The sequence below is a fragment of the Jiangella gansuensis DSM 44835 genome (assembly GCF_000515395.1).
Taxonomy (GTDB): Bacteria; Actinomycetota; Actinomycetes; order Jiangellales; family Jiangellaceae; genus Jiangella; species Jiangella gansuensis.
Genome location: NZ_KI911782.1, coordinates 1,514,346 through 1,527,120, shown reverse-complemented (window position 1 = coordinate 1,527,120; position 12,775 = coordinate 1,514,346). Strand labels below are relative to the sequence as shown.

Below are 12,775 nucleotides of genomic sequence, written 5' to 3'. Positions count from 1 at the left end.
ACTCTTGATGATCATGGGGAACGGACGATCAGGCCGGCGTAGGAGAGGCCGCCGCCGAACCCGAACAGCAGCACCGGCGCTCCGGCCGGGATCTCCCGCCGCTCCACCAATTTCGACAGCGCGATCGGGATGCTGGCGGCTGACGTGTTGCCGGACTCGACGACGTCGCGGGCCACCACCGCCCCGGTGGCGCCGATGCGCTGCGCCAGCGGCTCGATGATGCGCAGGTTCGCCTGGTGCAGCACGATGGCGCCCAGCTCGTCCGGTGCGATGCCGCTGCGTTCGCACGTGAGCCGGGCGATCCTCGGCAGCTCGGTGGTGGCCCAGCGGAACACCGCCTGGCCCTCCTGAGCGAACGTGCCGGACCGACCCTCGATGCGCACCGCGTCGGACATCTCCGGCACCGACCCCCACGTCACCGGGCCGACCTCGGGCTCGTCAGCGGCCACCAGCACCACCGCTCCGGCACCGTCGCCGATGAGGACGGACGTGGAGCGGTCGGTCCAGTCGGTGAAGTCGCTCAGCTTCTCGGCGCCGACCACCACCGCGCATCGGGCAGCACCGGCACGGATGGCGTGGTCGGCGGTGGCCAGGGCATGGGTGAAGCCCGAGCAGGCGGTGTTGACGTCGAGGGCGGCCGGGGTGCCCATGCCCAGCCGGTCGGCCACTCGCGCGGCCGTGTTCGGCGAGCGGTCGATCGCGGTGCAGGTGGCGACCGAGACGTAGTCGACGTCGGACGGCGTCAACCCGGCGTTCGCCAGCGCCTTCTCCGCAGCCCGAGCGGCCAGCTCGGCGACGGACTCGTCCGGGCCGGCGATCCGCCGGGTCTCGATGCCCACCCGCGACCGGATCCACTCGTCGCTGGTGTCCACCATGCTCGCCAACTCGTCATTCGTGAGGACGCGTTCGGGCTGGTGGTGACCGACAGCGACGACCCGGGAGCCTGTCATCCTGGCAGCGTACTCACAGCGATTCGACAGGAGGACGGATGGCCGAGCACAGCTACGTCACCACGGTCCGGTGGACCGGCGACCAGGGCACCGGTACCGCGAGCTACCGCGGCTACTCCCGGTCGCATGACGTGCTCACGTCCGGCCGGCCGGCGCTGGCGGCCAGTGCCGATCCGATGTTCCGCGGTGAACCGGACCGCTGGAACCCCGAGTTGCTGTTCGTGGCGGCCCTGTCGGAATGCCACATGCTCCAGTACCTGCACCTGTGCGCCGCCGCGGGCATCGTCGTGGTGGGCTACGAGGACACGGCCCGCGGCACCATGCAGGTCACCCCCGACGGCGGTGGCTCCTTCACCGGCGTGCTGCTCCGCCCGGAGGTGACGGTGACCGATGCCGCCATGGTCGACCAGGCCACGGCGCTGCACGAGAAGGCGCATCAGCTGTGCTTCATCGCGTCCTCGGTGCGCACACCGGTCCGGCACGAACCCGTGGTGCGGGTTCGGGCCTGAACCGCTGGTTCCCGCCTAGGGTCGCGGGTGTGACCGCCCATGAGCTCTTGCGGTCCTGGATCCGCGACGACTTCGGCATCGACCTGGTCGCGCTGGACGGTGTCGATGCCGGCGCCGACATCGCCGCGGCGGTGTGGCGCGGCACCGCGGCCGACGGAGCGCGCTACGCGGTGAAGTGGACCGGCGGCGGGTCACCGGAGGGCCTCCGCGTGCCCGCCCGGCTGGCCGCCCTGGGCGTCCCCGGAGTCGCCGCGCCCCTGCCCACCCGCACCGGCGAGCTGTGGACCGAGCACGACGGCCGGCGGCTATCGCTGCTGCCGTGGGTGTCCGACGACGACGGCCTGGACGGGCGCATGACCCGTGTGCACTGGGAGTCGTTCGGGCGGCTGCTGGCCGCGGTGCACGACGCGAGGGTGCGCGATACCTGGGTGGACGACACGATGGCGCACGCGGGCACCGACGCCGTCGCCGCGTCCGCGACGTCCGAGTCCGCCGCCACCGTGATCGCCGCGGTCGACGCGGTCAGCCATCGGCTGGACGGAGGCGGCGACGGCCACCGCGACGACGACCTGGTCCGGGAGCTGGGCCTCGCCTGGCGGGCCGGAACCGACCTGCTGACGCAGCTGCGCGGCCGCGTCACGACACTCGAGCAGACGGTGCGGGAGCGGCCCGGCCGGCCCGCCGTCGTCTGCCACACCGACGCACACCTGGGCAACGTCCTGGTCGGTGACGGCGGCGACGTGTGGCTGATCGACTGGGACGACGCCGCGGTGGCGCCGCGCGAACGCGACCTGATGTTCGTCGTCGGCGGGCTGCCGGGGTTCGCGCCGGTCGGCGAACGCGAGCAGGAGTGGTTCTTCGCCGGGTACGGGCCGGCCGACCTCGACCAGGAGCTGTTGTCCTACTACCGCGGGATCCGGGCCCTGGACGACATCGCCCAGCTGGCCACCGCGGTCCTCGATGGACCCGACGAGCGCGAGCGGTCGCACTGGCTCGGCTTCGCCCGCGGCGAACTGGCCGGCGACGGCCTGGCGGGACTCGCGCTGCGTGACTGAGAGCCCGCGCGGGACAGGTCGTTCCCAGGGGGCGTCCGGCGCCGGATGCGCCACCTGATCGTCGTTGCCACACTTGATCGCCGTTGCCTCACCTGATCGCCGTGGTGCGGACGATCAGGGGACCGGGGCGCCGGCACCAGTGCGCGTCGTACATCTGATCGTCGCCAACATGTGGACACGAAACGATCAGACGACCTCGACGCGCCGATCAGCGCCGGAGAGTCACCTGATCACCAGCTCCCGGTGCCGGGTGGCCGGACGCCGTGCGGTCCTAGCCCACCGCGTCCGGCAGCGGCTGGTAGGTAAGCAGCACGTTGCCGGAGTCGAACACCCGGGTGCGCAGCAGGCGGAACCGGTGGTGGCCGCCGCCGGCCAGCACCGACCGACCGGCGCCGAGCGTGACCGGGTTCACCATGATCCGCAGCTCGTCCAGCAGGTCCGACTCCATCAGGCTCGAGGTGAGGGCCGAGCTGCCCATCACCACGATGTCTCCCCCGGGTCCCCGCTTCAGCTCCGCCAGCTCGCCCGGGTCGCGCAGGATCGTCGTCTCCGGCCAGTCGGCCCGCTGCAGCGTGCGCGACATCACCAGCTTCGGGTAGTCGTTCATCCGTTCCGCGATGCCGGGCAGATCCTGCCGGGCCGCCGGCGTCGGCCAGTACTCGGCCATCCCCGCATACGTGGCCCGCCCGAACAGCAATGTGTCGGCCTCGTCGAGCTGCTCGACGGAGAACGCGTAGAACTCCGGCCCCAGGTTCCAGAAGTCGAACTCCTGAGCCGGGCCCTCGTCGTAGCCGTCCATCGTGACCATCAGGAACGCGAAGATCTTCCGCATGCCAACTCCTCCGGGTAGCTGCCGATGGATGGACCACGCGTCCGGCCAGAAGTCATCGGCTGCGGCTATCGTGACGCGTGTCACGCCCGCATCGCGAGGAGGAGCCACGCCCCATGGCCCAGACCTGTGAGCACCTCGGCGCCGCCCACGATGTCGATCCGTCCGGTGACGGCTGCGTGGAATGCCTGCGCGACGGCGGGCGCTGGGTGCACCTGCGCATCTGCATGAGCTGCGGGCACGTCGGCTGCTGCAACGACTCCCCCGGCAGGCACGCCACCGCGCACTGGCACGACAACGCCGACCATCCGCTCATCCGGTCGTTCGAACCGGGCGAGAACTGGTGGTGGTGCTATCAGGACGAGTTGGCGTTCGAGGTCGAGGGAGCACCGCCGGCGCCGTCGCATCACTGACCCATGATCGTCGGCGATCCGCCCCGCCATGGTGTGGTGGATCGCTGATGATCATGGGGACGGACGGCCGATGCCACCCGGCCATACGGGTGACCTTTGACACGTCAACGTTCGGCCCGCCGCGCGCCTGGGTAGACTCGCGCAGCGGGACGGCTCTCCGTGCCGTCACGAGGCTGTAAACGACAGAAGGGGACCGGGAGACGTCCGTGAGCGCACCACTGTTCGGGCGTCGTGCCGTTCTGGCCCTGGTCTCCGCGGCCGGCCTCGGCATCGTCGGCACGCTCCCGGCCACCGGCCTCGACATCGGCAGCCTGCCGCCCCAGCCGGCCGTGCGCATGCAGACCTTCGACCCCTCCGCCTTCACCGACGCCGCCGCCCAGCTGCCGACCGGACTGGTCGAGGCGGTCCGGCGTGACCTCGACCTGTCCGCGGCGGAGTATCTGGCCAGTGCCGCCGCCGCCCGTCACGCCGGACTCGTGGTCGACTCACTGGGCGACACCGTCCGCTCGGCCTGGCTGGAAGGCCAGACGCTCCACGTCACCGTCGCCGACCGGGCCGACCTGCCCGCCGCCCGCGCTGCCGGCGCCGAGGCCCGGGTCGGCGACCCGCTGGCCGACGCCCTGGCCGCGGCCCGGGCACAGGCCAAAGTCGCCTACATCGACCGCGCCGCCGAGCGAGTGGTGCCGGTCGAGGCCGCCGTCGAGGGCGAGCCGGTCAGCCAGTTGCGGCTGTTCACGCAGGACGGCCAGCACCAGGGTGGTTCCGGTTTTGCCGTCGCCGACCTGCTCAACGACTACTTCTGTTCCACCGGGTTCACCGGCACCGGCGCCGACGGGGAGCCGCTTCTGCTCACCGCCGGACACTGCGGCGCGGGCGCGGAAGGGCTGTTCACCTCACCGGTGAAGGAGCTCGCACCGCCGGCACCGCTCGGCGCTGAGGCCGACGGCGGCTGGGTCGGGCTCATCGGACCCGAGGTCGGCGAGTACGCCGCGGACAGCTTCGTCTTCGGCGGCGGCCGCGACGCCGGTCTCATCGAACTCACCGCCGACGACGCCGATGTCGCCGCCGAGGTCGCCTCCTGGAGCCCGGCCGACGACGCCGACCAGCAGCCGCTGCGGGTCTACGACTCGATCGACGCGATCGCGGGCGGCGTGGCCTGCTCCGCAGGCGTCACGTCGGGCTGGACGTGCGGCCGCATCCTCGACGCGCAGACCACCGTGCCGGTCAGCGGCGAAGAGGTCACCGGCTTCATGTTGGACGCCTGCGTGCTTCCCGGCGACAGCGGCGGCGCCGTCCTCGCCGGCAACTACGCGCTGGGGGTCAACTCCGGCTCCACCTGGCAGGGCCCCACCTGCGCGGACGGCTCAGCCTCCGGCGGCACCGACGTCAGCCTGGGTTACGCCGTCTCCAGCGGCACCGAGAACGCCGAGGCGCTCTACGGCGACCAGTGGGAACTGCTCATCCACGTCGGCGCCCCGGTCGTGACGTCGCCGGCCGACGGCGCCACCGTCAGCGCGACGCCCACCATCACCGGCACCGCACAGGCCGCCGCCGGCGCCACCGTCACCGTGTCCATCGACGACGGCCCCACGTTGGAGACCACGGTCGGCCCGGCCGGCCGGTGGAGCGCCACCGCCGACGAACCCCTGGAAGCCGGCACCCACGACTACGAGGTGACGGTCTCCCACGGCACCGCCACGAGCGCCACCACGACGACCTCCGAGCCGGTCAGCGGTTCGTTCGAAGTGGCCGAGGAGGCCGGCCTGAGCGTCGGCTGGCCGTCGGCCGGGCACGTCAGCAGCACCGACCGGCCCACGTTCGAGGGCACCGGTGAGCCCGGAGCCACGGTCACGCTGTCCGTCGGCGACGAGGTCCGCGGCACCGCCACCGTCCAGGACGACGGCACCTGGACCCTGACCCCCGACGGTGAACTCGGCGCCGGCCGCTTCGACGCCATCCTCACCCAGGAGGCCGGCGCAACCGCCAGCTCGGTCACGGTCGGCGAGGTCGGCGTCGCGCCGGGGCCGCCGGTCATCACCAGCCCGCAGTCCGGCGACGATGTCGGCATGGAGCACACCTTCACCGGGGTCGGCGTCGCCGGCGCCACGGTCTCGCTGCGCGTCAGCGGCGCCGACGACGACCGCGGCGTGAGCACCACCACCGCGTCCACCGTCTCCGCGCAGGCCGACGACGAGGGCGTCTGGGAGATCCAGCTCGACGGGCCGCTGCCCGCCGGCCAGCAGGTCGTCGTCGCCACCCAGACCGTCGACGACGTCCGGTCGCAACCGTCGCGGTCGGTCGCGTTCGAGGTGACCAAGCCCCAGGCCCGCACCGGAGGCGACCTCGGCGGCGGCCGCCGCGACGACGATGATGCCGACCTGGCCGAGACCGGTGCTTCCAGCTGGCTGCTGCTCGCCGGTGGACTCCTGCTGGTCGCGGGTGGCGCTGCCGCCGCCGGCTGGCGCCGCGGCCTGCAGCGCTGACGCGCAGCTGCGCGACACGCCACCGACGACCCCCGCGAAGTCCCCTACGGGCTACCCGCGGCTGTTCACCTCGCCCCCGCGATGACCTGAACAGCCTCGATGATCTTCCGCTGACCTCGGCCGACATCCCTACGTCGAGGCAATGTCACGCAGAGTGTCCACTTCTCACGTTTTGGCCGTTCAGGATTCAAATATCTGGACACGTCGGCCCATGAGTGACATTCATCCTGATAGGTGGCGAGTGCTTGAATATGCGTCCGAACGGTGCTGTAGGGTGACTCACGGTTCCGGAGCCTCATGGGTGGCCCCCCACCCACGAAGCGCCGGAGTCATTCCATGTCGATGACATTTATTTTGGAGTAACTGTGAGCACAGCCCTGCTGCGCCGTCGTGGCGCTGCACGGGTCACCGGTGTGCTGACTGCCTGCGCCCTCACCGGCACTGGCGTCATCGCCTCCACCACGGCGGCTTTCGCCGAGGAGGAGGCCGCTCCGGCGTCCCTGCAGACGTTCGCCGCGGAGGCGTTCGCCGCCCAGGCCGACGAGCTCCCCTCCGGCCTGGTCGAAGCCCTCGAGCGCGACCTCGGCCTGTCCGCTGCCGAGTACCTCGCCAACGCGGCGGCCGCCAAGGTCGCCGCTGACGTCGTCGCCGAGCTCAAGGCCGGCGGCGTGGACATCAACGCCTCCATCATCAACGGCCAGGAGTTGACGGTTTACGTCGACGCCGAGGCCGACGTCCCGCTGGTCGAGTCGGTGGGCGCCACCGTCGTGGTCGGCGAGCCCGAGAGCACCGACACCGGCTCGCTCGAGCGTCCCGACTACTACGCGCAGGACGACTTCAAGGGCGGCTACGGCTACGCCACGGTCGACAACGTCGAGGATCCGGAAGCCGCCAACCGCTGCTCGGCAGGCTTCAACGGCTTCGCCGCCAACGGCGACCCGGTGAACTACACCGCCGGCCACTGCGGCTCGGACTTCCCCGAGGGTCACCCGTGGTTCCACCTGCAGACGGACGCCCCTCTGTTCGACAGCGAAGACTGGGCCGGTCCTGACCTGCTGACCCGCCCGCTGGGCCAGAACGGTCCGATGCACCTCGGTGACGGCGCCGACGGCGGCCTACTGAACATCACCGAGTCCGGCTGGACCACTCCGCCGCAGGTCGTCACCTGGGGCGGCGGCACGGGCGCCCCGGACGACGGCACCGCCGTGAACGTCTACGACTCCACCGACCCGATTGTCGGTCAGCCCGCCTGCAAGTCCGGCGCCACCTCCGGCTGGACCTGTGGTGAGGTGCTGTTCGAGGAGGACACCCTCGAGATCGGCGTCGGCGGCGACGAGACGGCCGCGGTGACGGCGTTCATCTTCAACGCCTGCATGCTGTCCGGCGACAGCGGCGGCTCGATCGTCTCGGGCAACTACGCGCTGGGTGTGGACTCGTTCTCCAATGCGGCCACCACTGAGACCTGCGACTCGAGCAACTGGGTTCCCTCGCAGACCTACGAAGAGGGCGGCTTCATCGACCGGGGCAGCAACATCGGTGGCGGCTTCGCCGTGACCGGCGGCTCGATCAACGCCGAAACCCTGTTCGGTGACGACTTCAGCCTGGCCATCCACGTCGGCACCCCGGCTGTCACCGCTCCCGAGGACGGCGCCACCACGGGCCAGACCCCGACCATCTCCGGCACGGTCCAGGCCGCTGCCGGCGCCACGGTCACGGTCGAGATCCAGGACGGCCCGACCGTCGAGGGCACCGTCGCCGGCGACGGCAGCTGGAGCGCCGAGGTCACCGAGACGCTGGAGCCGGGCGAGTACAGCTACACCGCTACCGCCTCGCACACCGCCAACGGCGCGTCGGAGGCCACCACCTCCGGCGAGACCACCGGCAGCTTCGTGGTCGAGGAGGGCCCGGAGGTCGAGGACCTGACCGTCGAGTCGCCGACCGAGGGCCAGACCACCGACAACGCTCGTCCGACCTTCACCGGTACCGGCCACCCCGGCGGCACCGTGGCCCTGACCGTGGGCGAGACCGCCTACGGTGAGGTCGAGGTCGCCGAGGACGGCACCTGGAGCATCACGCCGGGCAGCGACCTGCCGGTCGGCGTGCGGTTCGACGCCGTCGTCACCCAGTCCGCCGAGGGCGAGACCCAGGACGTCACCGTGGCCGGCCTCGGCATCAACGCCGCGGATGTCACCATCACGGCTCCGGAGGACGGCTCCACCGTCGCCGGCGACGTGGTCTTCCAGGGCACCTCGTTCGCGGACGCCACCATCGGGCTGCTGCTCGAGGGCGCCACGGCGGCCGACGACGCCGCCGAGCCGCGCCTGGGCATCCGGGCCGAGGGCCAGGACGACGTCGAGGAGTGGGCCGGCGAGTTCGAGATCGACGAAGCGGGCAACTGGACGTTCGACCCGGCGGAGGACCTGGCCGAGGGTGAGTACACCATCACCGCCACGGCCACCCTCGAGGGCGGCGACCCCGAACTGTCCGACTCCGAGGCGGTTGCCACCTTCACCGTCGCGAACGAGGACGACGGCGACGACAGCGGCGACGCCGGCGGCTCCGAGAACGGCGACGAGGACCTGCCCGACACGGGTTCGTCCGGCACCACCTGGATGATCGTCGGCGGCATCGCGCTGCTGGTGGCCGGTGGCGCTGCCATCGCCATCCGGGCCCGTCGCAGCGGCTCCACCGCCTGATGAAGGCATGAGCACCACCTAGCTCGACACTGTGGCCCCGGTTCCGCCTCGCGGGATCGGGGCCACAGTCGTTTCACCAGTCAGGTCGGACTGTCCTTTCGAAGCGCCTCGCTCAATGGTTACCTGATCGTGATGTAGCGAATTGTCCGATTTCTCCGCCGCCGGCTCCACACGACGGCCGTGACTGAGAGTGACGGCGCGCCGCAGCTCCTGCCGCGCGGTCATCTCGACTGGTACGTCCGGAGGTCGCCCCGCTCTAGGCTGGAGCCGTGATCACCGCGCCCGACGCCGCGGGCCTGCTGCACCGCGGCGTCCTGCTGGAGTGGTACGAGTACCCGCCCGGTCCCCCGGTCACCATCCCGCGCCACACTCACGAGACCTACCAGCTCAACCTCAACTTGGATCTCCCCGGCGGCGTCCGGTACCGCGGCGCCTACCACGTCGTGCCCGCTGAGTCCCTGACCATCGTCATGCCCGGCGAAGCGCACACACCCATCGACCCGGGCGAGCGCGACCGCGATTCCCGGCATCTCGTTCTCTACGTCGACGCCGATGCGATCGACGCGGTCACCGCGGAGGTGTCCGGTTCGCCGTCCGGGACCCCGTTCTTCCGCGAGGTCGCCATCGCCGACCATGACACCGTCTGCCGGTTCGCCACCGCGCACGCGGCGCTGGCGGCGTCGTCCGAGGCACTGGAGCGCGACGTCGAGCTGCTCACGCTGCTGGCCGGCATACTGCGCCGGCACGCCAGCGTGAGTGAACGACCCGCCCGTGCGGCCCACCGGGCGGTGCGGCTCGCCCGCGACTTCCTGCACGCGCACCGCAGCGGCACCGTGTCACTGGCCGACCTCGCCCGGGCCTGCGACCTGAGCCCCTATCACCTCACGCGGCTCTTCACCGCCGCCGTCGGCATGCCACCGCACGCCTACCAGTTACAGCTGCGGGTCGACCACGCGAAGCGGCTGTTGCTGGCCGGATGGGCGGTCAGCGACGCCGCGCACGAGGCCGGCTTCTTCGATCTGAGCCACTTCACCCGCCACTTCAAGCGCTTCGTCGGGGTGCCGCCGGGCACCTACGCGCGGCTGGCCGGCACAGCAAGAACGTACATCCCCGCACGGTGAGCGCCTCCTAGGGTCGGGACCATCCGCTCCCGAACTCCTGGAGACGACACGAGCATGAGCATCGACGATTCCACGGCACCGCGCGTCTGGCTGATCACCGGAGCCTCCTCCGGCCTGGGCCTGGCGATCACCGAGGCCGTGCTCGCCGCCGGTGACGCCGTGGCCGCCGCCGTGCGCCGGCCCGGCGCGATGGACGACCTGGTGAAGCGGCACCCGGATCGGCTGGCCACGATCGAACTGGACGTCACCGACACCTCCGCGGCACCGGGCGCCGTCGCGGCCGCCGTCGAGCGGTTCGGCCGGATCGACGTCCTCGTCAACAGCGCGGGCCGGGCGCTCATCGGGGCGGCCGAGGAGACCACCGACACCGAGCTGCGTGACCTCATGGACCTGCACTTCTTCGGGCCGGCGGCGCTGGTGCGGGCAGCGCTGCCGGTGCTGCGAGCACAGCGCTCCGGGGTGATCGTGCAGATCAGCAGCATGGGCGGCCGGATGGCGTTCGCCGGGGTGTCGGCGTACTCGGCCACCAAGTTCGCGCTGGAGGGCTACTCGGAGGCCCTGGCAGCCGAGGTGGCGCCGTTCGGCGTCCGGGTGCTCATCGTCGAACCGGGCGCGTTCCGCACCGGCCTGCACGGCGGCGCACTACGGATGACCACCGTCAACCCGGCCTACGACGACGTGGTCGGACCGGTGCGGGCCATGCAGGCCGGCTTCGACGGCACTCAGCCCGGCGACCCGGCCAAGGCGGCAGCGGCCATCCGCACCGCTCTGGCGGCGGACGACCCTCCGCTGCGGCTCCTCCTGGGCGCCGACGCCGCCGACGCGGTGAGCGCGAGCCTGGAGAGGCACCGGGTCGAGTTCGCCGCCTGGGAGTCCGTCTCGCGCGGCACCGACCTGGACCGCTGACACCGTTCAGGCGAGCAGTTCCGCGGCGGCACCCATGGCCTCATAGATCGTCGCGGCGCGCCGGTCGAGGCTCAGCAAGGTGGCGCTGTGCTCGGCGGCGGTGAAGGCGATGAGCACGTCATACGCCTGCCCTCCGGAGGCGTGAGGAACGCGTTGACGATCTCCGGCTGGGCGCGGTGCGGTGGTGGCAGCCGGGTGAGTACCGAATACGCTTCGACAGCTGCCTGGGCGACCAGCCGCGGCCGCCTGGCCAGCGCCTTCACGACGACCGCGTGGTGTTCGTGCCAGCTGGCGAATCCCGCGATGACGACATTGGAGTCGACGACGATCATCGCCGTGTCTTCTCCAGGGCATCACGGACCATGTCAGCCGTCAGTTCCGGCATCTCGACATCGGCCACGGCGACCACTCCGTCACCGTCGTCGACCAGCCGCATCGGTGTCGGCGACGGCACCAGCTCCAGGTGGCCGTCACGCTCCACCACGTCCAACGACTGACCGGCCGTGAGACCGAGGGCATCACGTAGCGCCTTCGGGATGACGACGCGGCCACCAGAGTCGATGGCAGTTTTCATGGCAGAGTTCTACCATTCGCTGGCTCAGATCAGTGCGAGCTCATGGCCGGGCGGCCTCGACCTCGGCGAGCAACTCCACCAAGTGCACGGCCTTCACCTTCGAGCGGAGCAACCCCTGCTTGAGCTGGAGCAGGCAGCCGGGATTGACCGCTACGACGTAGTCGACGTCCAGTGCCTCGATCTCGGCCAGCTTCGGTGCCAGCACCCGCCGGCTGTCACGGGGCCGCAGCACCGAGTAGGACCCGGCCGCGCCGCAGCACGAGGCCGCCGACGGCAGCTCCACGTAGTCGGCGATCTGCTTCAGCAACACCCGCGGCTGGGCGAAGACGCCGAGGCCGTTGCGCAGGTGGCAGGAGTCCTGCAGGGTCACCCGGATCGGCCGCGGCCGGCCGTCGGCACCCCGCGTCATGAGCTTCGCCCCCGGCGTCCAACCGGTGCGGACCAGGTAGTCGCTGATCTCGACGACCCGGTCGCGGCCCAGCACGTCGGACATGTGCGCCGCACAGCCGCCGGAGGTGGTGACGATGGTGCCGGGCAGGTCCTCTCCCAGCCGTTCGGCCAGCGCCCGGCCGCCCTCGGAGTCGCCGTTGTGTGCGTGCAGCGCACCGCAACAGCCCTGCGCGTCGGGTGCATCGGCGCCGTCGACCAACGCCGCCGCGGCCCGGCTGACCTTGGGGAACAGCACCCGCTCGGCACAGCCGAGCATCACGTGCGGGGTGGTGGCGTCGACGGCACGCCCGCCGCGACGGGTTCGGGCCGCCCGCCGCACCAACCCAGCGAGCCGCAGCAGACCCCGTCGGGCCACTCCCCAGCGCAGCCAGCGCGCCGGCGCCGGGCCGTGCCCGGGACGCCACTGGTGATCGCGCCACTGCTCGAGCATGGGCCCGTACTCGACACCTGCCGGACAGACCGTCTCGCACGCCCGGCAGCCCAGGCAGAACGAGGCCTCGTGCTGCAGCGTCGGGTCGTCTGGTTCCAACCGGCCGGCCTCGAGGGCGCGCATCAGCGTGATGCGTCCGCGCGGCGAGGACTGCTCGTCCTTCTCCAAGGCATAGGTGGGACACACGGGCAGGCAGAACCCGCACGAGATGCACCGGTCCAACAGGCCGGCGTCGAAGATGCCGCGAGCGTGGACGCCGTGGTCGCCCTCGTCGACGGCGCCCGGCTCACGCGGCACGATCGGCAGTTCGGTCACGCACACTCCTCCGTGTCGTCCCCGTGATCATGTTCCCTGGCGGC

General features: G+C 71.5%; 11 protein-coding genes. 7 read left to right on the top strand and 4 right to left on the bottom strand.

The features are described 5' to 3' along the window. Nucleotides 1–11: 11 nt before the first annotated feature. Nucleotides 12–950 (bottom strand): beta-ketoacyl-ACP synthase III, encoded by a 939-nt coding sequence (locus JIAGA_RS0107460; RefSeq protein WP_026875180.1) that lies wholly within the window; start codon nucleotides 948–950, stop codon nucleotides 12–14. Between the two features lie 38 nt (nucleotides 951–988). Here JIAGA_RS0107460 and JIAGA_RS0107455 point away from each other — a divergent pair, with 38 nt between their 5' ends. Beyond that, the gene (locus tag JIAGA_RS0107455) at nucleotides 989–1,459 is read left to right on the top strand and encodes an OsmC family protein (RefSeq protein WP_026875179.1); all 471 of its coding nucleotides are present in this window, start codon (nucleotides 989–991) and stop codon (nucleotides 1,457–1,459) included. Nucleotides 1,460–1,488: 29 nt separating this feature from the next. Further along, nucleotides 1,489–2,514: a phosphotransferase gene (locus JIAGA_RS0107450; RefSeq protein WP_026875178.1), complete on the top strand. Its 1,026-nt coding sequence runs from the start codon at nucleotides 1,489–1,491 to the stop codon at nucleotides 2,512–2,514. Between the two features lie 271 nt (nucleotides 2,515–2,785). Here JIAGA_RS0107450 and JIAGA_RS0107445 read toward each other — a convergent pair whose 3' ends face one another. Beyond that, the gene (locus JIAGA_RS0107445) at nucleotides 2,786–3,346 is read right to left on the bottom strand and encodes a dihydrofolate reductase family protein (protein WP_035812225.1); all 561 of its coding nucleotides are present in this window, start codon (nucleotides 3,344–3,346) and stop codon (nucleotides 2,786–2,788) included. Between the two features lie 113 nt (nucleotides 3,347–3,459). Between JIAGA_RS0107445 and JIAGA_RS0107440 the strand changes: the two genes are divergently transcribed. From JIAGA_RS0107440 to JIAGA_RS0107420, 5 genes are all read left to right on the top strand, one after another. Continuing rightward, the gene (locus JIAGA_RS0107440; RefSeq protein ID WP_026875176.1) at nucleotides 3,460–3,756 is read left to right on the top strand and encodes a UBP-type zinc finger domain-containing protein; all 297 of its coding nucleotides are present in this window, start codon (nucleotides 3,460–3,462) and stop codon (nucleotides 3,754–3,756) included. 206 nt (nucleotides 3,757–3,962) lie between these two features. Continuing rightward, on the top strand, nucleotides 3,963–6,239 hold the full coding sequence (locus JIAGA_RS32885) for an Ig-like domain-containing protein (RefSeq protein WP_051425826.1): 2,277 nt from the start codon (nucleotides 3,963–3,965) through the stop codon (nucleotides 6,237–6,239). Between the two features lie 365 nt (nucleotides 6,240–6,604). Next, complete coding sequence (locus tag JIAGA_RS32880) at nucleotides 6,605–8,935, top strand: Ig-like domain-containing protein (protein ID WP_051425825.1); 2,331 nt, start codon at nucleotides 6,605–6,607, stop codon at nucleotides 8,933–8,935. Between the two features lie 269 nt (nucleotides 8,936–9,204). Then, nucleotides 9,205–10,056, top strand: coding sequence for a helix-turn-helix transcriptional regulator (locus tag JIAGA_RS28185; RefSeq protein ID WP_051425824.1), 852 nt, complete (start codon nucleotides 9,205–9,207; stop codon nucleotides 10,054–10,056). Between the two features lie 54 nt (nucleotides 10,057–10,110). Next, a complete protein-coding gene (locus tag JIAGA_RS0107420; protein WP_026875175.1) occupies nucleotides 10,111–10,962 on the top strand; it encodes an oxidoreductase in 852 nt (283 codons plus the stop codon). 328 nt (nucleotides 10,963–11,290) lie between these two features. On the opposite strand, the gene JIAGA_RS0107410 is transcribed toward JIAGA_RS0107420, so the two are convergent. Both JIAGA_RS0107410 and JIAGA_RS0107405 read right to left on the bottom strand, forming a co-directional pair. Continuing rightward, on the bottom strand, nucleotides 11,291–11,536 hold the full coding sequence (locus JIAGA_RS0107410; protein WP_026875174.1) for an AbrB/MazE/SpoVT family DNA-binding domain-containing protein: 246 nt from the start codon (nucleotides 11,534–11,536) through the stop codon (nucleotides 11,291–11,293). 40 nt (nucleotides 11,537–11,576) lie between these two features. Then, the gene (locus JIAGA_RS0107405; RefSeq protein ID WP_211239558.1) at nucleotides 11,577–12,731 is read right to left on the bottom strand and encodes a (Fe-S)-binding protein; all 1,155 of its coding nucleotides are present in this window, start codon (nucleotides 12,729–12,731) and stop codon (nucleotides 11,577–11,579) included. Nucleotides 12,732–12,775 lie beyond the last annotated feature (44 nt).

Bases quoted from the DNA above. Each gene is read 5' to 3' on its own strand.
- JIAGA_RS0107410 (WP_026875174.1), bottom strand. From the start codon at position 11,536: ATGAAAACTGCCATCGACTCTGGTGGCCGCGTCGTCATCCCGAAGGCG.
- JIAGA_RS0107440 (WP_026875176.1), top strand. From the start codon at position 3,460: ATGGCCCAGACCTGTGAGCACCTCGGCGCCGCCCACGATGTCGATCCG.
- JIAGA_RS0107445 (WP_035812225.1), bottom strand. From the start codon at position 3,346: ATGCGGAAGATCTTCGCGTTCCTGATGGTCACGATGGACGGCTACGAC.
- JIAGA_RS0107455 (WP_026875179.1), top strand. From the start codon at position 989: ATGGCCGAGCACAGCTACGTCACCACGGTCCGGTGGACCGGCGACCAG.
- JIAGA_RS0107420 (WP_026875175.1), top strand. From the start codon at position 10,111: ATGAGCATCGACGATTCCACGGCACCGCGCGTCTGGCTGATCACCGGA.
- JIAGA_RS0107460 (WP_026875180.1), bottom strand. From the start codon at position 950: ATGACAGGCTCCCGGGTCGTCGCTGTCGGTCACCACCAGCCCGAACGC.